The organism is Streptomyces sp. NPDC001348 (assembly GCF_053597535.1).
The window spans coordinates 1-21,369 of sequence record NZ_JBSFIK010000014.1 but is presented as its reverse complement, the minus strand read 5'-3'; the positions used below and the strand labels follow the sequence as shown (position 1 = coordinate 21,369).

17 protein-coding genes and 2 pseudogenes are annotated in these 21,369 nt (G+C 66.4%); 8 read left to right on the top strand and 11 right to left on the bottom strand.

Annotation, left to right across the window (positions count from 1 at the left end):
• The first annotated feature begins 55 nt into the window (after positions 1-55).
• The 3 genes from ACWC21_RS16810 (at position 56) to ACWC21_RS16800 (ending at position 3,193) form a co-directional block, all read left to right on the top strand.
• Entirely contained in the window at positions 56-580 is a 525-nt protein-coding gene (locus tag ACWC21_RS16810; protein WP_450882422.1) for a SigE family RNA polymerase sigma factor, read from the top strand.
• On the top strand, positions 577-1,248 hold the full coding sequence (locus ACWC21_RS16805) for a hypothetical protein (protein ID WP_450882420.1): 672 nt from the start codon (positions 577-579) through the stop codon (positions 1,246-1,248). Before ACWC21_RS16810 ends, ACWC21_RS16805 begins: the two co-directional genes overlap by 4 nt.
• Positions 1,249-1,603: 355 nt before the next feature.
• Positions 1,604-3,193 (top strand): transglycosylase domain-containing protein, encoded by a 1,590-nt coding sequence (locus ACWC21_RS16800; RefSeq protein WP_450882418.1) that lies wholly within the window; start codon positions 1,604-1,606, stop codon positions 3,191-3,193.
• Positions 3,194-3,410: 217 nt separating this feature from the next.
• On the opposite strand, the gene ACWC21_RS16795 is transcribed toward ACWC21_RS16800, so the two are convergent.
• A complete protein-coding gene (locus ACWC21_RS16795; RefSeq protein ID WP_450882416.1) occupies positions 3,411-4,454 on the bottom strand; it encodes a helix-turn-helix domain-containing protein in 1,044 nt (347 codons plus the stop codon).
• 96 nt (positions 4,455-4,550) lie between these two features.
• Here ACWC21_RS16795 and ACWC21_RS16790 point away from each other — a divergent pair, with 96 nt between their 5' ends.
• From ACWC21_RS16790 to ACWC21_RS16780, 3 genes are all read left to right on the top strand, one after another.
• The gene (locus ACWC21_RS16790) at positions 4,551-5,402 is read left to right on the top strand and encodes an MBL fold metallo-hydrolase (protein ID WP_450882415.1); all 852 of its coding nucleotides are present in this window, start codon (positions 4,551-4,553) and stop codon (positions 5,400-5,402) included.
• Between the two features lie 182 nt (positions 5,403-5,584).
• Positions 5,585-5,839 (top strand): hypothetical protein, encoded by a 255-nt coding sequence (locus tag ACWC21_RS16785; RefSeq protein WP_450882413.1) that lies wholly within the window; start codon positions 5,585-5,587, stop codon positions 5,837-5,839.
• A gap of 1,044 nt (positions 5,840-6,883) precedes the next feature.
• Positions 6,884-7,702 carry an SMI1/KNR4 family protein gene (locus tag ACWC21_RS16780; RefSeq protein ID WP_450882411.1) on the top strand — a complete coding sequence of 273 codons (819 nt, stop codon included), beginning with the start codon at positions 6,884-6,886 and terminating at the stop codon, positions 7,700-7,702.
• A 50-nt stretch (positions 7,703-7,752) separates the two neighbouring features.
• Here the strand turns inward: ACWC21_RS16780 and ACWC21_RS16775 are convergent, their stop codons facing one another.
• Entirely contained in the window at positions 7,753-10,410 is a 2,658-nt protein-coding gene (locus tag ACWC21_RS16775) for a LuxR C-terminal-related transcriptional regulator (RefSeq protein ID WP_450882409.1), read from the bottom strand.
• A gap of 209 nt (positions 10,411-10,619) precedes the next feature.
• Between ACWC21_RS16775 and ACWC21_RS16770 the strand changes: the two are divergent.
• Positions 10,620-10,884 (top strand): annotated as a pseudogene (locus tag ACWC21_RS16770) (LysR family transcriptional regulator); the annotation flags it as partial.
• Positions 10,885-11,334: 450 nt separating this feature from the next.
• Here the strand turns inward: ACWC21_RS16770 and ACWC21_RS16765 are convergent.
• The 9 genes and pseudogenes from ACWC21_RS16765 to ACWC21_RS16725 form a co-directional block, all read right to left on the bottom strand.
• The gene (locus ACWC21_RS16765; RefSeq protein WP_450882407.1) at positions 11,335-11,676 is read right to left on the bottom strand and encodes a hypothetical protein; all 342 of its coding nucleotides are present in this window, start codon (positions 11,674-11,676) and stop codon (positions 11,335-11,337) included.
• 200 nt (positions 11,677-11,876) lie between these two features.
• Positions 11,877-12,029 carry a hypothetical protein gene (locus tag ACWC21_RS16760; RefSeq protein WP_450882405.1) on the bottom strand — a complete coding sequence of 51 codons (153 nt, stop codon included), beginning with the start codon at positions 12,027-12,029 and terminating at the stop codon, positions 11,877-11,879.
• A pseudogene (locus ACWC21_RS16755) lies at positions 11,986-13,254 on the bottom strand (RNA-guided endonuclease InsQ/TnpB family protein); the annotation flags it as partial. The pseudogene ACWC21_RS16755 and the gene ACWC21_RS16760, both read right to left, overlap by 44 nt.
• A 495-nt stretch (positions 13,255-13,749) precedes the next feature.
• Complete coding sequence (locus tag ACWC21_RS16750) at positions 13,750-15,720, bottom strand: DUF3732 domain-containing protein (protein WP_450882403.1); 1,971 nt, start codon at positions 15,718-15,720, stop codon at positions 13,750-13,752.
• A complete protein-coding gene (locus tag ACWC21_RS16745; RefSeq protein WP_450882401.1) occupies positions 15,717-16,202 on the bottom strand; it encodes a three component ABC system middle component in 486 nt (161 codons plus the stop codon). Before ACWC21_RS16745 ends, ACWC21_RS16750 begins: the two co-directional genes overlap by 4 nt.
• A complete protein-coding gene (locus tag ACWC21_RS16740) occupies positions 16,189-17,298 on the bottom strand; it encodes an ABC-three component system protein (protein WP_450882399.1) in 1,110 nt (369 codons plus the stop codon). The genes ACWC21_RS16745 and ACWC21_RS16740 overlap by 14 nt, the downstream gene beginning before the upstream one ends.
• Positions 17,299-18,443: 1,145 nt before the next feature.
• Positions 18,444-18,764 carry a hypothetical protein gene (locus ACWC21_RS16735; RefSeq protein ID WP_450882397.1) on the bottom strand — a complete coding sequence of 107 codons (321 nt, stop codon included), beginning with the start codon at positions 18,762-18,764 and terminating at the stop codon, positions 18,444-18,446.
• Between the two features lie 4 nt (positions 18,765-18,768).
• Entirely contained in the window at positions 18,769-19,089 is a 321-nt protein-coding gene (locus tag ACWC21_RS16730; protein ID WP_450882395.1) for a hypothetical protein, read from the bottom strand.
• Positions 19,079-19,639 (bottom strand): bifunctional DNA primase/polymerase, encoded by a 561-nt coding sequence (locus ACWC21_RS16725; RefSeq protein ID WP_450882393.1) that lies wholly within the window; start codon positions 19,637-19,639, stop codon positions 19,079-19,081. Before ACWC21_RS16725 ends, ACWC21_RS16730 begins: the two co-directional genes overlap by 11 nt.
• Positions 19,640-20,037: 398 nt before the next feature.
• On the opposite strand from ACWC21_RS16725, the gene ACWC21_RS16720 reads away from it, so the two are divergent.
• A complete protein-coding gene (locus tag ACWC21_RS16720; RefSeq protein WP_450882391.1) occupies positions 20,038-21,285 on the top strand; it encodes a hypothetical protein in 1,248 nt (415 codons plus the stop codon).
• The last annotated feature ends 84 nt before the right edge of the window (positions 21,286-21,369 follow it).

Genomic DNA, 21,369 nt, shown 5'->3' with positions numbered 1-21,369 from the left:
TCGGGTCCCCACCTTCCTCGATGCGTATACCCTGCCATCAAAGGAATCACCAGTTGTGACGGACGAGAGCCATGGCGACTTCGCCGAGTTCGCCAGGGCGGCCTGGCCTCGGCTGGTGCGTACCGCGCACATGCTCACCGGCGACTTCCACGAGGCCGAGGATCTGGTGCAGACCACACTTGCCAAGGTCTACGCCCGATGGCGCCGCATCCCCCGCGACGAGGTGGACCTGTACGTGCGCCGTGCGTTGGTGAACAACAACCTCAGCCGGATCCGGAAGAGGCGCGTTGCCCACTTGCTCATGCCGTTTCTTCCCGAGACGTCACACCGCTCTCATAGCGGACACGCCGACTCCGTCGAACACCGCGCTGCCCTTGCCCAGGCGCTAGCGGCCCTGCCCTCACGGCAGCGGGCCGTGATGGTGCTGCGCTACTTCGACGACCTGAGCGATCAGGACATCGCCACCGTGCTGAACTGCTCGCTGGGCACGGTCAAGACCCACGCCCGACGCGGACTCGCGGCGCTGAGGGCCCATCCGGCATTCGCCCCCGACACTTCCCCTTCCGGAGCACGCTCATGACTTCCCGGCCCGACACCGAGCGGCTGCGTGAAGTGTTCACCGACGCCGCCTACGGCATCACACCCTCTCCCCTGCCGCTGGCCGCGATCGAGAAGGCAGGCCGCCGGACCCGGCGGCGGCGCCGTACCGCCACTTTGGCCACTGCCTGTGCGCTGCTGGCAGTCCCGCTGGCCGCCACTGCCACCCACCTCAGCACACCCGCTTCCGTCCCCATCGTGCTGCCGGCGGCTCCCACTGGGTCAGCCCGGGTGGTGGCTTCGGGTGAGCGGGTGCAGGCCGCGCCGGGGGTGCAGTTGTGGCTGACCAAGGACGGCAAGCACTGGTCCACGCCCACTCAGGCGAATCAGTTCCGCAGCGTCGCCGACGGCAACATCGACCGCAGCCAGCCCGGCGTGAGCCTGGAGGCCGAGCCGGTGGGCGGCCGGTACTTCCTGTCCGGGATCTACAACGGCAAGGGTGACGCGGCCAGCGTCAAGGTCGTCACCGACCGCGGCACGATTACTGGCAACGTGGTCCACCTGTCCGGCCAGCCCGGCTGGGGTGCCTGGTACGCCACCAGCAAGCTCCCCGCCGGGCCGAAGAGCAAGGACTCCAAGCACAACTTCGTCCACAGCGTCACTGTCTCCGACGCCGCAGGCCACACCATCGCCACCCGGACCCTCCTGTAACGGCCAAGCGCACCTACGCGACCACTTACGAGGCATTACCGCCCAACCCACGCCGGGCTGCCTCACCGCCCAGGGCCCGCTGTCCCAGCCACGCTGAGGTGACAGCGGGCCATTTCCCTGTCGGCAGCGCACCGTCACGTGCCCTTCCTGCCGCTAAGAAACAGCTGCCGTCATTCCGGCCGCACACGGCGGTGGCCTACTTCTCACCCGTTCAACCGGCCACACACACCGGAAAGCCCATTTCTCCATGCCATATCGCTCAAGCAGATCTCTGGCACTGCCGCGTCACCGAAAACCGCGCTCTGCCGTCCACACACCCGCGCTCACGTCTGTGCGCCCGCCTCGACACTGGGCGTTGCGATGGCTGCGCCGCCTGACCGTATTGACGCTGGTGTTGGTGGTACTTCTGTCCGCGGTGGTGATGTGGGCGTACACGGTGGTGAAGATCCCTGCCCCGCATCCGGATGCGGTTGTGCAGAGCACCGTGTTCCTCGATGTCCATGGTGACTATCTGGGGCGGCGGGGCCCTGTGGACCGGCAGGACGTGCCATTGAAGAAAGTGCCCCTGCCTGTGCAAGAGGCGGTGATCGCGGCGGAGAACCGGTCCTTCCGCACCGATTCCGGGATCGCGCCGACCGCGATCGCCCGCGCGGTGCTGGCCGCGGTCACCGGCGGGGCGCGTCAGGGCGGCTCCACGATCACCCAGCAGTACATCAAGAACGCCCTGCTGACTCCGGAGCGGTCGCTGTCCCGCAAGGCCAGGGAGGCGCTGATCGCCGTCAAGTTGGACCGTACCCGGACGAAGGACGAGATCCTCCAGGGCTACCTGAACACTGTCTACTTCGGCCGCGGGGCGGCCGGTATCCAGGCCGCCGCCCGCAACTACTTCGGCGTCAACGCCGAAGAGCTGACTCTCTCTCAGGGGGCCGCGCTAGCGGCCATAATCAACCTGCCCTCCTACTACGAGCGGGCCGGGTCCGACCCCAAGGTGACTGCCGTCTTGCAGCGCCGCTGGGCCTGGGTCCTGGACGGCATGAAAGCCAGCGCCGCCATCACCGCACACCAGCGCGGCCAAGCCGCCTTCCCCGCCTTCCGATTCTTCCCGCCCGGGCAGACCGAAGGCCAGCGCCAGTACCTGATTGACGCAGCCTCAGACGAAGCCGCCAACAGACTCGGCATCAGCCAGGACCAGCTCGCCCGCGGCGGCTACACCATCCACACCACCTTCGACCTCACCCTCCAGGACACAGCCACTCAGACCGTCCAGGCCCAAACCGACGCCGCTCTCCACGGCCACCGCCCCGCTGCCGGGGCCCGGCTACACGCAGCGATCACGGCGATCGCTCCCGGCGACGGCGCAATCCGCCTGCTGTATGGCGGCGCCGACTACGCCCACCAGCCCTTCAACGACGCCCTCAACGGCGCCATCGAAGCCGGCACCGCCCTGACCCCCCTCGACCATGTCCAACTTGACCCGCCGCTGGACCGATTCCGGCACACCGCCGCACCTACCTCCGTTCAGATGGCTGCCGCCTACGCCACCCTGGCCGCCCAGGGCCACTACGCCGCGCCCTACACCGTCACCGAGATCACCCGTAATGCCCGAACCGTCTACACCGCGTACCACAATCTCCGCCCCGCCATGACAGCCGGCGCCGCCAAGTCGGTCACCGACCTGCTGCACAGTCCCGCCCCAGACGGCCCGCCGGCCATCCACACAGGTACAGCCGGGAACCGTACTGCCTGGGCAGCCGGATACGGCCCCCACCTCGCCCTGGCCGTCGCCCTCTTCGCCGAACACCCCGCCACCAGCACAAAACCCGCCTCCCCCGCCTCCCTCACCGAAGCCACCAACCACCCCGCCGCTGCCGCCACCGACCAGATCGCAGCCGACCTGTGGTCCGCAGCAACACTGCCAGGAACCGTACGAACCCAGAACCCATGAACCAAGCCATTGCGCTCCCCTGACCGCCCAAATCCCCCGCCTTTGCAACCGGCGACACGTTCTTCACAGCCCCGCGGCCGCAGGCCTGCGCCTATGCGCCATGCGCCGAATCATCCCGACAAGGGCCTAATTGCCCGATTCCGCCTGGGCGGCAGATCGTCCCGCATGACGCACGTGCACTCTCTGTGGCCGTCATGGACATACGCCACAGCAGCGATCAGGATGATGCGATCCCCGATGGCGCCCTTGCGGCCGTCCTGCGGTAGGTAGCGGGGCTGGTCCCGAAGCGGGACTTGAACGCCCGGGAGAAGTGGGAAGCGTCCTTGAACCCGACGCGCAGCGCGATGCTGCTGATGCTCTGAGCGTCGTATCCGGCCCCCGACAGCATCGCGCGGGCGCGGTCAAGCCTCTGGGCGTAGAGCCATGCGCGCGGTGTGGTGTCGGCCTCGCGGAACAGCTCGTGCAGATAACGCAGTGAAAAGCCCAGGTGGTGGCTGGCGGCCAGCAGCGTCAGGCCGGGGTCGTGGAGCCGGTCGGCGAGGTGGGCTTTGGCCCGCCGAAGATCACGTCGATGAACGGCCGCACTCGCTTTCCCCGAGACGTCCGAGCCAAGAGCGTCACACGCGGTGGCCAGGAGATCGAGAAGGTTCCTCATGAAGGATGCCGCGGTCGCCTCGCTAAGGTCATGACCTTGTTCGGCCAGAGCGCACAGGACGGGACTGACGAAGGCGCCCGTGCCGCGCGCGGTCCGGAACGGTACGGCGGTGACGTGCTCGGCGACAGCGCAGCGGGAGGTGAGCATCGCGCGGGGTATCTGCAGGACCACCGAGCGGAACGGGCGGTCGAAGCAGAACACGTAGGGGCGGGCGCTGTCCACGAGAGCGAAGTCGCCGGGACCCACCTCAGCGGCGCGGTCGCCTTGCCGGAGCCTGGCCGACCCCTCGGTGAGCAGCGTCAGGAAGAAGTCCTCTCCTGCCGCCCTCCTGACCAGGTCAGGCGTACGAGCGGCCTCATGCGGATCCGCCCGCATGGTGCTGACCAGCAGCCCGCCCGTCGCCCGGGCGACAGCGGATGCGGCGAATCCGTGCTTGCCTGAGACGGGGACCGTGTCGGGCAGTGCGGCCGCGCGCATGGCGACGAACGCCATGCGGGTCACCTCGCTCCAGTAGTCCCACGGGTCATGTTCCAGGCCGAGCGTGGTGAAACGCCATTCGGCGTCGTAGCTGCGCTGTGGTGCCGGAAACGGCGCGCTCCCAGTCATGTCACGGATTCCCAGATTTCCTTAGCGTTACCGCACGGCTCAGAGGATGCCACGCACTGAGTGGAACGAAAAGGGCCGGTCAGAGAGGAACGACCCATGATCACCAATATCTTCTCGGAGCAGCGAAACGGGCTTCGCTTCGATGTGTTCGCGGGCTCCGAAGCGGCTCTGTCGCCGAACTGCGTCCTCATCAGCGGCGAGCACGACGCGATCCTGATCGACGTGCAGTTCGTCATCGACGAGGCACGCGAACTCGCCGACCGCGTCCGTGACAGCGGTAAGCAGCTCAAGGCGGCCTTCATCACGCACGCGCACCCGGACCACTACGGCGGCATGGGGGAGATCGCCTCCGCCTTCCCGGACGTCCCGATCCTGGCCCGGCAGGGCGTCATCGACGGGATCCTGGAGTGGCCGGCCAAGCGCCTGCACTGGCAGGATGCCTACGGCGACCAGATCCCGGACGAGATGCCGGTGCCCGAGCCGCTGACCGGGGACAGCTATTACCTGGAGGGCCACGCAGTGGTCTTCGTGGACCTCCCGGTGGCCGAGACGGTGCACGCGACCGCCTTCCACGTACCCGACGCGCAAGCCCTGATCGCCGGGGACCTGCTCAACCACCACTCGCACTGCTACATGGCGGACACCAACAACCCCGCGTCATGGCTCATCGCCCTGGATCAGGTCCAGGCGCTGGGAGAACACCGGATCGTGGTCCCGGGCCATGGCCCGGTGGGCGGGGAAGAGGTGATCGACGACACCCGCGCCTGGCTGGAGGACTACCAGGAGGTGGCCAAGCCACGGGTACCCGTCGCCGACATCGCCCGCGAAATGAGCCGCCGACACCCCGACCGCGCCCTGCCCCTACTGCTCTGGCTCACCCGAGGCCCCTCGTTCGGGCTTGTCGGACCCAAGGAACTGGGAGTGCCGCCGGAGGTGTTCGGAGGCTGAGCCGGAAGTACCCACCTTGCAGCCTCTTGCGACACGGCTGCGCAACAACGGCTATGGAGGTTCTGCCCCGGCGTCAGCGACGCCGGGGGCGGAGGCTTTGGAAGGGCGAACTGCTGCGGCCGGGTTCGACGCCCCTCTTCCGAGCTGGCGCGATCGGCCCAGTCAGGGCATTGGCCCAAGGGATGGAATCCGTTGCTCGTGAGTTCAACGGGCCAGCGCCCGAAGCAGCCCTCGCCTTCAACAGCAGCCCCGCGGACACCGCCCACGCCGATTTGCGGTGGCTGTGCCACCGGGCGGCAGTGCTGGCACGGCTGATCGCGCGACCGGGCGGTCTGGTTCGGCCGGTTCTGGAGCTGATCCGGCGTACCGAAAGTGATGACGTACCGGCCGTCATCACGCATCGCGACCAGGCCATGGAGCACGCTGCGGCCCGGTGAAGGGCACCTTCACGCAGATCCGTGCCCCGCGGCTCCGTCCGCACGGTTCCTCCCCGCCCTTCCGCGCGTCAGCCCCGTACGCGGCCGACGGGGGCATGGAAGCAGGCGACGACCGACTTGCCGTGGCGGCAGGGGCGGTACTCCCACTCGTCGGCCAGGGCGTCGACCCCTGCGGCAGCACTGCAAAGGCCACCGCTGCGGCCGCACATGCCGCTCCCACAGCAAGGCCAAGCCGGAATAGAGCAGGGGACGTACGGGTGCAGCCCGCATGGATGACTCCGGTCAGTGGTCGCTGACGGCGCGTGGACTTGGCACGCGGGCAGGAGGCACCGCTCCGGCGACTCCTTCAAGGAACGCTCGGAGGGAGTGGAGATCCGGTGGGGCCGCTCGCTAGGCAGCGGGCGGGGACAGCTCTACGTGGGAGTACGGTTTCATGGTCAGGACCTTAGCCCAGTGCTTCGCCATGAAGATCACGATTTACGACTGGAGTTGACCGTTGTTGCGAGCCTGGGCGGCGTGCGTACCGGCGAAGTATTGAGCTCGTGTCGGAGACGTTCCAGCTCGTTGTCCTTGGCTGCGAGCACCGACAGCAGGCACCGTCGAAACACCATGTAGCGGACTACCGTCGCGGCCACGAGTCGTACAGCAACAGCCAACCGCTTGCGGCATCCTCAACGTTGCACGCGGAGGCCATCCCGTCCAACCCGCATACGTCCGACCAGATGCGGGCACCTCTGCGTGTCTTCACGACATCAGCACAATACCGTGGCGTACGACGCCTGCACGTTTCTCCGTACACGACCGCAACTCATAGTCACCGGACCACGGCTCGCCAACTACAGAAAGAATCCGCCAACTATCGATCAACGTCGCAACCCATCGCGCCAGTCCTGTCTGATAAAGGAGAAGGAGTCTGCCAGACACCATCCAACCAAACAGACAGCCCGCAACTAAGCAGCGACAAGCTGCTGGCGTAGAGCGCGAATCGATGCGACATGGTGCCTAGAACGACACATCGCACCAGCAACGAATGGACTACAAATCGTGAACTATTTGATGACTGCCCTGGCGCTTGCGGATGTGGCTTCCGAACCTTCGGAAGCGGCCGCTGTTCAACTGGAGAAATTCGAGTCCGAACACGGGCGTGCGCTGCCGGCGGCGGTGCGGGAGTGGTATTCCCTGTCCGCCGCCACCACGATTCTGGAGTCGGCAAAGTCAGGCGACTATGCGTATCCAGTCGAACGTCTGGGTGGACGACAATCGTACTACTGGCCGCCTGATAACGGGGACTGGCCGGACGGTGTGGAGGAGCAGGAGGAACGGGAGTTTGATCCCGTGACGTACGGTTGGCTGCCGTTCCTGGAGGATTACAGCGGGGTTTATTGCCTGGCCGTCTGTCTCGACGGCTCCGACGATCCGCCCGTACTGCTCTCCTGGGACGGTGTGCAGCCCGACTCCTGGGTTCCCCATGCGGACAGCTTCTCTCAGTGGGTCTATACGTGGGTGTGGGACGCTGCGCTTTTCGGCGATGAGGCTGGCAGTGCGCTGACAGCCACTGTGCAGCAGGTCACGGAGGCCGACATCGAGACCCTGGCTCAGGTGCTCGATGTGCGGCCTGTGACCATGTGGGGCACCTCGAAGTCATTGCGATTCGTTGGCGCGGGTGAGGAGCAGCGCCTCCGCATTGAGTCGCCGACCGCCGCTGGAGACGCCTGGAAAGTGTATTTCTGGGCGACTACGGACGATCTCTTGTTCGACCTGTTCACGACCACGCGTTCCGTCCTCTCGATCACAGACGTGAGTGCCTACAGCAGTGAGCCGAACAGCAGGGCAAGGCGAGTTTTGGAACGTCTGGCCACCTGAGGGACGATTAACGCGCGGTCGTTCATCACGGGCGGGCGGTTGTGGAAGTTTCACAGGGCATTGCAGAGACCTGACCGATTTGAGACGCCCAGTTTGACGTACACACGCTGCAGGTGATTGTCGACGGTGCGCACTGAAAGCGAGAGTTCTTCGGCGATCGCGCGGCTGCTGGCCCCTCTGCTCGCGAGCACCGCGATTTCCCGTTCTCTGTCGGTCAGGTCCGCGGACCTGACCCCAGTGGCGAGGAGCATCGGTGTGCTAACGCCCCCGCAGAGGTTTGCGAGTTCCTGGCTGCGCCGACTGGCAGCTGTGGCGCGGCGGGCCTGACCGCCACGCCTCCAGGCCGAGGAAGCAGCAGCGCACGCCTCAGCCGCCAGCAGGTGCGCCCCCATGCTTTCGAGACGGTCCGCAGCGGTGAGCAACGCTTCCGGGCTTCGCGCGGCCAATGCCTTGGCGAAGTCCGCACGCGCGGCGGTGAGCTCGCCGTCGCACACGCCCGCGAGTTCCTGCAGTCGGGGCGCCACGGTTGAGGCCGCGCCCAGGCGCGCGGCCTCGTTTAGCAAGAACGCCTCCACTATGACGTACTCACGGTGGCGCGCCAGGGAAGCCGCGAACGTCAACGTGGTTCTCGCGCGGCTCACCCTGCCGCTGGTCGCCAGGTCCCAGGCGACCCCGACGGCCTGGGTCACAACGTCGCGCGGATCGGTGCGGCCCTGCTTGGGCAATGACATAGGCCGTGCCCGCGCGGCGAGCGCCTTCTCGGCCCCCGTCGTGTCCTGAAGCAGCGCGGCACAGGCGGCCAGCGCCGAGAGGTGGTCGTCCAGGTGCTGGAGGGTGCCCTGCCGACGGGCTAGTGCCGCAGCTTCCGCATACCAGCGCCGGGCCTGAGCCACACGGCCAGCCATCCATTCCAGCCTGCCCAGGTAGGCCACCAGCCACTGTCGTATCACCGGGGCGGTGTCAGCGGGCAGCTCCCGCACGGCCTGTTCCCCGATCGCGCGCGCCCGGTCCAATTGTCCGTCCTCCGCCAGGCCAAAGACCACCGCCAGCAGGTGTGTGGATGGGTGCGGGACCGCGATAGACCTCATGCCTTCCTGACCTAGATGGTGCGCCCGCTCGGCGAGTTGGACTGCTTCCCGCACGCGTCCGACGTAGAGGAGGCCGACGGCTTTGGCAGCGTCCTCCATCTGCCGGGCGTCACCCGGAATCGATTGTGGAGACGCTTGCGACTCAAGGAGTTTCAGGCCAGCAACGGCCTCTCCGGTCGCAGCTAGGACACTAGCCTCGGAGATGTCCAGAAGCCGCTGCTGCATCGGCTCTTTGATCTTGCCGCGGGCTTCCCCGATCACCGATATGGCCTCGTCGACGCGATGGCTGCACCAGAAGAGGACCTGCGCTCGTGCCGTGGCCGCGTCGGCCTTCTCGGCGTCGCTGCGCGCGACGTCTTCGGCTGCTTCCAGGACTTCGTCGGCTTCCTCCAGCCGTCCCAGGTATGCCAGGGCCGTGCCCTGTAGGAGCAGAGCAGGCGACGTGCGCTGCTGCGGCTGCAGGTTCTCCAGCAGCCGCAGGGCCTGGGCGCTGTCGGTTAGGGACAGGGCGAGGGAAGCTGCGGTGACGAGCTGGTCAGGCGGGGCCGTTCCTGTGGCGCTCAGGCGCCAGGACACGAGATTCAGGAGGTCCTCGTGCCGGCGGGACCCTCGGGTCTCGACCCGTTGGATGCGCTGCAGGAGGAGCCTGCGACCTCGGACCGTGGTGATCTTCGAGCGCAGGATGTCGCCGAAGACCGGATGGTCCAAGGTGACTGTGGTGCGGCGTCCGCTGGTGGACATGCGCACCAGCCCGGCCTCCTCCAGGGCTGACAGAACTCTCTCGTCTGCCAGTTCCGCCGCCTCCTCCAGGGAGAGTGGACCGCACAGGGCGAGGGATTCCAGTACTGGCCGCGCTGCGGGACCGAACCCGGCCATACGCCTGCTGATCAGGTCGGCGAGGCCTGGGGTCCCGCGCAGGGGTGTCTCCGACAGGTCCCAGATTTCTCCGTCGTTGCCCAGGTCAGCGCTCGCCAGCGCTCCCAGGACGAGCTCGCGCAGGTACAGGGGGTTCCCTGCGCTGGCCGCGAAGAGTGCCTGCACGGCGCGGAGGGCGACAGGTCCTCCCAGCACCCGCTCGAGCAGCACTGAAACGTCACGAAACCCCAGGCTCCCAAGATCGACCCGGGTGATGCGATCTCCACGGTCGAGCAGCGCAGAGGCGGGGAAGGGCGACGAAACACTGGTGTTGATTGAGCAGATCAAGAAAATCGCTTCGGCGTCGAGCAACTGTCCGATCAGCCTCACCGAGGCGCTGTCCAGAAGGTGGATGTCGTCCACGAAGATCGCGGTACGGGTACCGTTTTCCCCTCGCAGTCCCTGGGCAACGTATCGAAACAACGTTGAGGGGTCGGCGAGATCCGCTCCTGGGGGCAGCAGGGGCGCAATCGCCCCAAGCGGCACGCCGGAGGCCGCAGTGCTTGCTACAGCCCGCGCTGTGCGCCCACCCTGACCTGCCACATAGGCCAGGCACTCATCAGCCAGCCGCGTCTTTCCCATGCCGGTCGGACCGCAAACGACCCATCCTTGACCTAAACCGCCCGCGAAAGCGTGTGCGAATGCTTCACTCTCGGCCTCGCGACCGACGAGCGGCCACTGCAACCCGGGCGTCGGCACCGACATACCGTATCTCTCCTCGTACTCAGGTCCCGGCCTTGTCGAGAAGCCCTGGGATACAGGTGTGGGCCCGCACGCTGGGCGAACGGTTACCCACCAGCGCGACACGCCCTCTCGAAATATTCGTAGGCCCGGACATACGAACATACTGCAGCAGCAACCGAGTTCAGCACCAACGGTTATCCTTGGCCTCTTCATTAGCGATACTGATGGATATGGATCCGCACCTTCTGCGCACGCTCGTGGCCGTGGCACGCTGGGGTTCTTTCTCCGAGGCGGCCCGCGAGCTGGGCTACACCCAGTAGGCGGTGTCCCAACACATCGCCGCGCTTGAAAGCGACCTCGGAGCAGTCCTGCTGCAGCGGCGTCCGGTCTCTCCCACGGGCGTCGGCGTGCGGCTGCTGGAGCACGCCGGGCCGCTGCTGTTGCGATTGGACGCTGCCCGCGCGGACATTTCGCGCCTGACCGCGGCACCCGCCACCCGCATCGTCATCGGCGTCTCACCGCCGGCCATGACGGCACAGGTCACCAAAACGCTTGCTGGCATGCGCCAGACGCAGTCCCTTTGGAAGGTGACGGTGCGCGTCCTTGGTCGCGAGGCCATCACCCGCAACGTCGCGACCGCCGTCCTGGTCCTCGGTCTGGTCGAACGCACTGGTTGCCGCGTCCGTGGCGAGCAGACGGGCCATGCGCGGGGCGACCTCGACGATGCGGATCACCCAGCCCTTGTCCTCAAGGCCGGCAGCAACGGCGCCGGTGATCTCGTTCATGCGCGCAGGAGCGTCGGTGGCCAGGTCCAGGTCCTGGCTGGCTGGGTGCGGCTGACCAGCTCATGAGCCTGGACGGCATAGCCGCCGGCCAGCACCAGCCGGTAGGCATGACCACTGTCCAGGGCATCACTGAGCAGGCGCCGGTGCAGGTCTGGAAGTCTCATGCCGCAGCGGCGGCCGCCACCAGCTCGGGAAACCGCTGCTCCCAGCACGTGCGCACCGGCTTACCCAAGGCAATCCGCAGCCGCGGCCAGTGCCTCACAAGCAGTTCCGCGTTGAGATAGCTGGTGAGGTCCTCGCGCAGACCGTTCGTGAGCACGATGCGGTACAAGCCCAGCAGCAGCTTCTCGTCGCTCACGTCGAAGCACCTCAGCCCCGACCACGCCAGATGCAACGGCAGCTCGACCGTCCCCGTCGCGGGACCGGACAGCTCGTCCAGGCGAGCGGGCAGACGCTCGGCCACATGAGCCCAGCGCGAAGCAGCGGCATGGTGCACAGTCACGGCTCCAGTATGGCCCCTCCTGACAGGACCCACCGCCGATCAGGGGGAACCGATCGCGTGCCAGCACGTCCGGCCGAGCCTGCCGCCACCCGGCAATCCTCAGGGTTTCCGGCCAGTCGGCTGCTCACGCGCTGTCCCAAGGTGATCAAAGGTCGGTCCTGCGAGACTCATGGAGGACGTCTCTGAGGCGACCGACCAGTCTACCCGGCGCTGTAGGCAGCCTGCAGCCGGGCGAGCAGGTCGCGCGTGTCCTTCCCGGAGAACGCGGTCACGTCGTCCTTGTCCGCGCCTTCGACGGCGATGTTCCACTCACCGTCGCCCGATGACGCAACTTGGATGGGCGGCTGAGCCATCCACTTGGCTTCCTCCCACGGCTAAAGCCGGGGGATTCCAAACCAGCTCAAAGGCCAGTTGGTGCGGTACCCCTCGCGGATCCGCTGGTTCCTGCTTCACAGACCGCCCAGCGGCGAGGTCTCCACAGGCTGGCACCGCATGCCCTGCGGCGCTGAGGATGTTCTTCGCGGCGTTCACGTCTGCGTGATCCCGGTGGCCGCATGCCGTGCACGCGAAGACCGCTTGTCTCTCACGTTTCTTCGCGTCCACGTGCTTGCACCGGTGGCACGTCTGCGACGTGTACGCGGGGTTGACCAGCACTACTTCGGTGCCGGTCGTCCTGGAGGCGTTGCGGATGGCCAGCTCCAGGCGGTGCCATCCCTTGTCGAGGATCGCCCGGTTCAGCCCCGCCTTCTGCCGAATGCGGCGGCCGGGCTGTTCTCTGGTGCCCTTGGCGGAGGCTGTCATGGTTCTCACGCGCAGGTCTTCCAGCACGATAACGCTATGCCGGGCCGTGAGCCGGCTGGCGATCCACGCCGTGAAATCTGCGCGCCGATCGGTGACGCGCCCCATGATCCGGTTCGTTGCCGCAATGGTCTTACGGCGCCTCGACGAGTCCTTCCGGCTGCGGGCGAGACGCTGCTGAAGACGCCGGCACCGGATCCTTTCCCCCGCCGTGGCGAACTTGCGGTCGTGGAAGGTGCCCGTGCTCGTGGTCGCGGCGACGACGACGCCACGGTCCACTCCGACCGGGGTCCCGGCGTGGTGTCCGGGAGTGAGGACGCCATCCTCTACGAGGAAAGAGATATACCAGTGCCCTGCCCTGCGGGACACGGTTGCTGAGCGGATCTCCCCGTCCGGGCGCCGTGTCCAGCGGAAGGTGACCCAGCCCAGCTTGGGCAGCTTCACGCGGCCCCACTTGCGGTTCAGTCGCTCCACCACGATCCGTTTCCCAGCGGGGAAGCGGAACGATGTGGACCAGCGGGATTTGGAACGCCAGCGGACCTTGAACGTACCGTGCGTGCGGCATGCCGTGTCCAGGTCCCTCAGCGTTTGCTGGAGGATGTCCGACGGGGCAGTACGCAGCCACTCGTGCTCACGTTTGGCCTCCGCCAGCTCGGCGGCCTGCGGCACGTACTTCATCCACGCTCCGCGCCGCCGGTACTCACGGCGCTGTTCGAGGGCGGTGTTCCACACGGCGCGGCAAATGTTCCCGAATTCCTCACAAGCTTCGGACTGGTCAGACGTGAGCCCAAGATCGAGGACGAGGGTTGGGAACTACACACTGCTCAGTACCTGTACGTCCAGCTCGCCGAGGAGTCGCGAGACAAGGTGTTCTCATCGGGGCAGCACGTGAAGATCCAGGGCGAGATCATCGGCGTGTATCTGTTTCGGAGAGTGTGAGCGCGAAGCGAGCCCGGGGCCGTCTGTGGGCCGTCCGAGGCTCCCCGAGGCCACTCGACGACAACCGACAGTGACAGGCAAGTCCCACCAGTCGAACATGAAGCCGCAGGTCAGGAGGTTCCCGTCATACGGCTTACCACCCAAGGGTGGACGTCAGGCAAGATGGGGTGTTTCTTGCCGCACGGCTTACACGTCGCCAGGTGACCGGCTAGAGAGGCCTTATGAGCAGTGTTCATGAAGGTCCGAGGAGCAGGCCTCACAGGAGGCGGGAAGGCGGCATCATCGGCTGCTAAGTCGTTGAGGTGAGCTGTGCTTTCAGTGACGGGCCGTGTGAGGCTACTCGTCCTCGTCGTCAGGCGGTTCGGTGATCCATTCCGCTGGCACGAGGGCTTCGTTGTTGCTGTAGCGCCAGCGCTCGATGACATGGTCGCGGAAGAGTGGATCGGCTAGGTCGGCGTGCTCGACGACGATGACCTGGAGGGCGCCGTCGAGTGCCTGGATGGTGTTGACGACGGTCTGATAGACATTCAGCAGGTGGTTGAGGTCGGTACCTTGGGGGGTGGGTTCGCCGGTGTAGTCGGGCGGAAAGTAGACCTGAGACGGCTGATCGAGAATCAGGGTTCTTGGCACGGGGCTGTTGTGCTCGCTGAACCACTCGTGCAGGCTCAGCAGCGTGGCTACGTGGTATCCGAGGTGATTTTCGGCGCTGCCCATGTCGGCGAGCCGGACGGGACCGTCAGCGGTATCGGCAACAACGGTCAGCCGGTTGACGTCGAGCCGGATAGGCGCTTCTGAGTGGTCGAGCCCGAGTTCGGCGGCCTTGGCGCGGATGTTCTGGCTGATCAGAGACAGGTAGCTGGTGAGCCGGTCGCCCTGGGTGTCGTCGCTGAGGAGTTCCTCCAGGTTCGCGATCTGCTGTTGGAGTTCGTCGCGGCGGTCTTCGACCTGGGGGGTAGCCGCGTGCTGGGCCGTGGTGTCGAGGTAGAGGCTGATGCGTCCGCGCACGTGCGCGGCGCGCTGCGCATTGTCCGGCTCCAGTTGGAGCGCGCGCAGCCCGGCGCTGATCTCGTCAATCTCGTCCTGGTTGCGGGCGAGCGCGGAGCGCAGCTGCTGCATTTGCTCCTGCTCCTGGTCCAGCAAACGTTGCAGCGCTGGCGTATCGCTGCCGATGACTTGCAGGTCGCCGTCGAGGCGCTGCAGGTCGTTTGTGATAGCAGTCACGGTGGCGTTGGCCGAGGGAATGAGGCTTTCGCACACCGGGCACTGATCGGTCTGCGAGGTATCGGGGTTGAGGCGCAGCAGCCCGAGGGATGCCAAGCGTCCGCGCTGCTCGTTGGCCTGCCCAGCGAAGTCGTTGTTCTCTTCGAGCGCGCGCCTAAGGTCGGCTATGCGGGCTCGGGTCTGCCCGAGCGCGCGGCGCAGCTGTGCCCGGCGGGCGCTTGCAGCGGCCAACGGGTCGCTGTCGTCAACACTGTCGGTTTCGGGGCCTGGCTGCGGGGTGTCATCGAGGGCAGACCGCAGCAGGGCGAGTGCTTCGTCGGCTGCGGGTTCGTCGTCGCGAGGCGGCAGGAGACCTGCTTCGGCTGCCTCAGCAAGCAGAGCCCGAGCCTGACCTGAGGCGGGGGCGAGGTCACGGGCCTGGGCAAGTTTCGCTTCTAGGTCGGAGAGATCACGGCGCAAAAGGCGCAGCCGATTACGCAGTGCGGCCTGTTCGGGGTCTACGGCGCCGAGGAAGTAGGGGATCACGCCGCGGATCGTGTTCGGCCGCCACTCCTCACCCTGGGAGTGGAAGAGCAGGGCCGGGTTGGCAACCTCGTTCTGGGCCTGGAAAGAGAAAAACAGCGCGTGGCGGATGGACGGAGAGATGGTCTGAGCGCGCGCGACAGCCGGCACTTTGATGGTGCGGTCGATGCCACAGAAGCCGCTCAGGATGTCCTTGGCGGCATCCAGCGGAGCCGAGAAGGACAGCTCTTGCAGTGGCGGAGGCGGACTGTCCGGGGCCTGCGACAGGACGCACAGCACCGTGCTGACGGCGTTGCCTGCGTCGGGTGCACGCCGGGCGACGAACAGCTGCTGACCCGGCTTGGTCAGTGTGACGGCGTAGGCGCTCACGTACTTGCGGACGATGCCGGCCTTTACGGGGTAGTCGGCACTGGCCAGGCAGTAATCAATGATCGTCAGCAACGCACTTTTCCCGCGGCGGGAGTCCCCCGTGACGATGTTGAGGGTGCCGGGGCGGAAAGGGACGGTGCGGACCTGCCCGGGCTGGTTGCCGTAGACGGTGACCGCGTTGATCTGAAAGGTCACGCTTGAACTCCCAGAAGTGTCATGACAGTGCTGATACTGCCGGTGCTGGGCAACCAGCGCCCGAGTTGATGGGCGGCCTGCTGCACGGCAGTGTTCTGCTCGGTGCCGCCTTTGATCACCCTGCCCAGAGCGCGCGGTGTCACGGTCAAGCCGCTGCCCTGAAACCGCAGGACATCGCTTTGAAGGGCAAAGAGCAGACCGGGCCGGACGACTGCCGCAAGAGCGGCAGCGTTGAGCCCCATGGCGACGCGCACGGCCTCGTTCGTGTCGAGCCATCCCATCAGCCCGGTGCGCAGGGTGGCTGGTAACGCTGCCCGGATGGACGGCTGAAGAGCCATGACCGCCGCGGTCACCGCGACAGGTAGCGGGCACGCGGCAGCGTACTGCTGTTCACAGCCCTGCACTGCGCGGGCGCATACGAGTGCCGTGAATGCCGGGTTGAACAGGCCACGTTCCTCCCGACTGAGGTCACGCTCGGCCATCAGCGGCTCCCGTCGGCTCCAGTAGAGCCGCGAGTCGCGCGGAGAAGTCCGGGTGCCAACCGACCCGCAGTTCGTCCGCGAGCATGTGGTAGGACCCCTTGGCGACGAACACTTCCTCGCAACCAGTGCGGATTCGAATGCGGGCTTCGCGATCGACCCACCGGTAGATCAGCTTAGCCTCTCGCTTCATCTCTTCCTCGGTGGCTTCGTCCCCGAGTTCTTCCCGCATCTCTGCGAAGCGCGACTGCCACTCCTCCACAAGCCGGCGCTCGTACGCTCCGATCTCACCGGCGCGAAGCAGGTTCTCGTTCGCCCAGCGGGAGCGCTGAACAAAGGCCCGGATCCAGTCTCGCACCGCGTAGCCGATCCGTTCTGCGCCCACGTCGATCAGCCGCAGTTGCTGTACGAAAACCTTGTCGGCGGCGTCGGCAGCGGCAGGAGACTCAGCTGTGAGCGCGGCGATGTCAGGATCGATGGGCAGGTTCTGATCACCGATCTGGTTACGCAGATCCGTGAACAGCTCGTCGAACTCGGCGCCCGTCACCGGGTCTCCTCCAGGCGAGCTCATTTGAGCGGTCGCGCGTTCGAAGAACCAGCCTTCCAAGCGCTGTAAGAAGGAAGTGGCGAATCGGCGTTCGACGGCAAGACTCGCGTAGCCAAGTAGATCATCCCTGATCTCGTCCATGCCCGATGCGTTACCGATGACTTCAATGCGGCTGACGAGTTCAGCACGGCGGCGCTCGCCAAGCGCGTCGAACGCTTCGAAGGCTTTTGCGAGGGTTCTGCTCTGCGAGGACTGGCGGGCTTGGACGAGGAGAGCTTCGGCGGTTTGCTCGTCGCGGTGTCCACTCGACTTGTGCTGTAGGAGGTACCCCACGCTGCCTTCAGGCAGTTCTGCGGTGGTGATGAGGTACAGGCTCGTCTCAGCGAGGTCGATGCGGCTGTCGGTTACGGCCTGCGACCAGATCCTGATCGTCTTCCATAGGTCCGACGACAGGTCCGTCAGCTTCACGCTGGCTGCCCGCTTCTTCAACTGAGTCAGTTCGGTGTGTGACCCGATGAGGGCTTGGACGTCGTCCGTTGCCTCGATCGCCACACTCCACTCGATCCCGCCCCTGGAGAGCTCCACGCACCGCTGGAGAGCCCTGCGAAGTTGGTAGAGGTAACCGAGCGCCGACGCCGACGCCTCGAAGGGATCCCCTGGGCTGGACATGCACCCACCGCCTCCCCTGGTTGCCGCGTGTCGCGATCATTCCACGGCCACGCGGGGGGAAAAACACGGATTGCCCAACTTACCTAACCGTTATGAACGTTGTTTACCCGCTGCAAGAGATCACCTCACCCCGACCGGGCCAGGGGTGCGGCTGCCCACTCATCGAGCCCCCCGGCCGACGCCTTCGCCTACGCCAGCGCGGCAGGCGTGACCCTGTGGATCGAGGGCACCGAGGTCCGGGTCCGCCGCCCGCGCACGGACAAGCGGGCCAAGTCCAGAGAAGTGACCAAGCCGAAACCAATCGCACTAGACCAGATCGTTTGGGGCGTGGGGGACGTCCGCGACGAGCCCCGAGCAACACCAGACTATGGGCGACTTCGGGCTGCGGCATGCCGGAGGACTTGGCATAAGAGGTGCGCGTCCGCAGCACCGTTGCATTCAACGTCTGCGCTGGATGCGGTTCCACACCGGAGAGCCGCCGCCGTTCGCCACGGTCGCCACTCCTGTATTTCGCTGGCGGCGCCTGCGTGACTTGGGGAGAGCGATCAGCATCCCCACGGCGAGGCGTCCTAGGAACCGCCAGAGATCAGGATTGGCTCCGCGCCGACCGGAGGTTCGGCCCGAAAGTACGCGGCATGGTTTGACGAGCATCTGAAGCCCAAGTACACCTTCCGCGTCGGCAGCAGACTGGAACCGTACGTCTTTCTGCCAGGCAACGACAGCCAAGGCGTCGGCTCAGCGAAGCACCACCTATGAGGTGCTTGCACAGGCCCGAGGGCTGATTCCGAACGCTCACCGAACCGCACCACAACAGCACCGGACCAAGCGGAGTACAGCGAGAACCACGGTGAGAGGGTCAGCACTCATCGATGCGCCGAGCGAACCATTCGTCCAGGCCAGCGACGGAACCGGCCGCAAATGTGCGCAGGTCCCACGCTGATGGAGTTTGTCCTGCCGTTCGTCCGGGCTGCGGCGCTGGGGCGCCGGTCCCGGCCGAGCGGCAGGACAACCAACTGCCGAGGAACGGTTCAAGCGGCGGGCGCTTCCCGAGGAGGGAGCAGAGGCATGCTTGCCGTCGTGTCTTCTGACTCCGCCTTCAGACCGGCCGCAATCAGACTCGCCAGCAGCTGAGCCGCCTCAGGACGAACAGCCCCGAGCTGCACCAATCCGTCACCGAAGACATTGACGTCGGCGACCAAGCCGGGGAAGTCCGAGTCCAGCCCGAGCAGCACAAGCTGATCAGCCAGAGCGCCGGCGCTTTGTCGTGCGCGGTTCCAGCCGCGCACGTAGGGCACTCCCAGCGACAGGTTCTCCGCTCGTTTGGCCACCACTCCGCGCCGGTCGGTCATGATGTCAGGCCCTTCCCTTGTGTTCTTCAGCGACGGTCGGTTCGTCACCCTCGCCGTTACGGTCTCGGCCGAAGCCGCTCGCGAGTGCCAGGCGCAGGAGTTCTGCAACGCGCTCGGCCGTAGCGGGGGACACTCGGCCCAGCTCGACAAGGCCGTGTCCAAAGGCGTTCAAGTCCGCGCGGAGGTACGGGAAGTCCTTCTCCAGGCCGGCACGAACGAGGACGTCACGCAGTGCAGTGGTCGCGTTTCGGGCCGCGTACCAGCCTTCGCTGTCGAGAGGCGACCACGCGGCAGCGTCGCGCCCGTCGGTCGACTCATTCGCCATCCGGGCTCGACTCCTCGGGGAGCGCGGCGACCGCCGCGTACGGCGTCGGGTACTGCTCGTCGAAGCGGTCGATCCTCGCCAGCAGTTCCGCGGAAGCGACCAGCGCAGTGGCCAGAGCGACAGGGCGCAGCGGATTGGCTTCCGGTCGACGCGTAGGCGCGCGGAGCCACTGATAGCGGCCGTCGGCCAGCGGGATGGGGCCCGGCACGACGACAGCGCAGTCCTTGCTCAGGTATCGATAGGGCGGTGGTGAGGACGTTTCGCGTTCGAGGTACTGCGTGAAGGTCTCGCGACTCTGCGAGGAGAGGAAGAAGCCGACTCGCTGTGCCTTGCGGTCGATGACCGTTGGTCCGAACGGCATCGCACTCCGCAAGAGGCGATCGAACATCTCCATCCCGAGGCGCTGTTCCACGCTCAGCACGTCGAAGAAGCGGCCGGTCGGCAGCAGGCACGGCATGCGGGGATCGTCCGCCCACACCTGTCGGCACTCGACGGGGTTGTCAGCTGCCGCCGACAGCCATTCCATGCCGCTCCTGGTCATCCTCTGCACGTCATCTCACCTCGATCGAGACGGGGTTGCGGCCGCAATGCCGCCCTGTGTCCAGGCTCGGGGCACGACCCTGGCCAGGGCAGATGACGAGAGGTGACGGGGGATGACGGGTCAGGCGTGGACGCGTCCTCCCCCGTCACCGATCAACGACCGTCGATCTACGGTTACTTGCAGCGCGCGGTAAAGAACTGCGCGTATATTCGGTCGTGAAGCTAAAGAGTCGTGCGCCCCAGAAGTCGCACCCGTGCTGGGAGGGAACGGTCACGTCTTCGCTGGAGCCGATCAGCGTTCGCTTACGGCAAGCCCGTACGGGCCGAGGTTGGAGTCAGCCGAGGTTGGTACGCGAGCTGCGTCAGGTTGCGCTCCGCCGCGGTCACCAACTCCCGGCGGACGCCAGCGTGAAGCGCCGTATCGCCAGTTGGGAGAACGGCCATAGCACGCCGGACGACTTCTACGGTCCGTTGCTGTGCGAGGCGTACGATCTCAGCGCCGCCGAGCTGGGGCTGAACCACGAGGGCGAGCGGAACACCGGGCTCTTGGACGCCAGCTATCCGGCGAGTCCCGAGGGCGCGATCGATACGGTCGGTCAGCTGTGGCGTGCTGATCTCAACCGGTATGAGCCCCTGCTACAAGCCGAGCCCTCAGAGCCCGCGTGGAACGAAGCCTCGCTCCGTTGGCTGGTCGCACCCGAGCCGGCCATTCCTCGCCAACGTCGAGACGGAATGCGCGTCAGTTTCGGAGACGTCGCCGCCGTCAAGACCACAGCGGACATGTTCGCCGAGTTAGACGACCGGTTCGGAGGCGACCACGCTCGGCACGCAGCCGTTCAGTACCTCAGCACCGAAGTGACGCCGCTCCTGCGCGGGCAGTACACCGAGCAGGTTGGCCGAGCCCTGTTCTCCACCGTGGCAGAGGCGACCCTCCTGGCCGGATGGATGTCGTACGACGCCTGCCGCCATGGCCTGGCACAGCGGTACTTCCTCCAGGCCCTCCGGTTGGCCCAGGACGCCAACGACCGTCGGCTCGCCGGAAGCATCCTGTCCGCCATGAGCCACCAGGCGACGTTCCTCGGTCGCTACACGCAGGCCGCAACCCTCGCCCGCGCGGCGCTCATGGGCATCTCCCCCGTGGCCACGCCGACACTGCGTGCCCAGTTCCACGCTATGGAGGCCCGCGCGCTTGCCCGAACCGGCGATGTACGGGCCTGCGAAGCTGCCCTCACCGCAGCCACGAAAGCGCTGGAGAGCCGGAACAGCGACGACGAGCCCGAATGGATCAGCTACTTCGACGAGGCTGAACTTGCTGCCGAGGCCGCCCACTGCTTTCGCGACGTCAACAGCGCCCGAAGGGCCGTCGCCCACGCCGAGAACGCCATGAGCGGCAGCCATGTGCGAAGCGACTTCTTCGCGACCATGGTTCTGGCCGACGCCCACCTACGCGCCGGCGACGTCGAGGAGGCCTGCCGGGTCGCCCTTGATGCGCTCGACCTGGGTGAGCAGCTGAAGTCGGCTCGTTGCATCAGCTACCTTGCCGAGTTCCGGCAGAACCTTGCAGGCGTCGGTAGCAACAGGGACGTACAGAGTTTCACCGATCAGGTCAGAGACCACCGACTGTGGCTTGCCGCTGGCGGTCAGGCCGATTCCTGACGCGCCAACATCTCGATCAGAACGGGCCCCATTGGTCTCGGCCCTCACCAGTGCGAAGGGACCCCACTCGCCGAGCGAACTCGG

Bases quoted from the DNA above. Each gene is read 5' to 3' on its own strand.
- ACWC21_RS16805 (WP_450882420.1), top strand. From the start codon at position 577: ATGACTTCCCGGCCCGACACCGAGCGGCTGCGTGAAGTGTTCACCGAC.
- ACWC21_RS16795 (WP_450882416.1), bottom strand. From the start codon at position 4,454: ATGACTGGGAGCGCGCCGTTTCCGGCACCACAGCGCAGCTACGACGCC.
- ACWC21_RS16790 (WP_450882415.1), top strand. From the start codon at position 4,551: ATGATCACCAATATCTTCTCGGAGCAGCGAAACGGGCTTCGCTTCGAT.
- ACWC21_RS16785 (WP_450882413.1), top strand. From the start codon at position 5,585: ATGGAATCCGTTGCTCGTGAGTTCAACGGGCCAGCGCCCGAAGCAGCC.
- ACWC21_RS16775 (WP_450882409.1), bottom strand. From the start codon at position 10,410: ATGTCGGTGCCGACGCCCGGGTTGCAGTGGCCGCTCGTCGGTCGCGAG.
- ACWC21_RS16760 (WP_450882405.1), bottom strand. From the start codon at position 12,029: ATGGCTCAGCCGCCCATCCAAGTTGCGTCATCGGGCGACGGTGAGTGG.
- ACWC21_RS16745 (WP_450882401.1), bottom strand. From the start codon at position 16,202: ATGGCCGAGCGTGACCTCAGTCGGGAGGAACGTGGCCTGTTCAACCCG.
- ACWC21_RS16735 (WP_450882397.1), bottom strand. From the start codon at position 18,764: ATGACCGACCGGCGCGGAGTGGTGGCCAAACGAGCGGAGAACCTGTCG.
- ACWC21_RS16730 (WP_450882395.1), bottom strand. From the start codon at position 19,089: ATGGCGAATGAGTCGACCGACGGGCGCGACGCTGCCGCGTGGTCGCCT.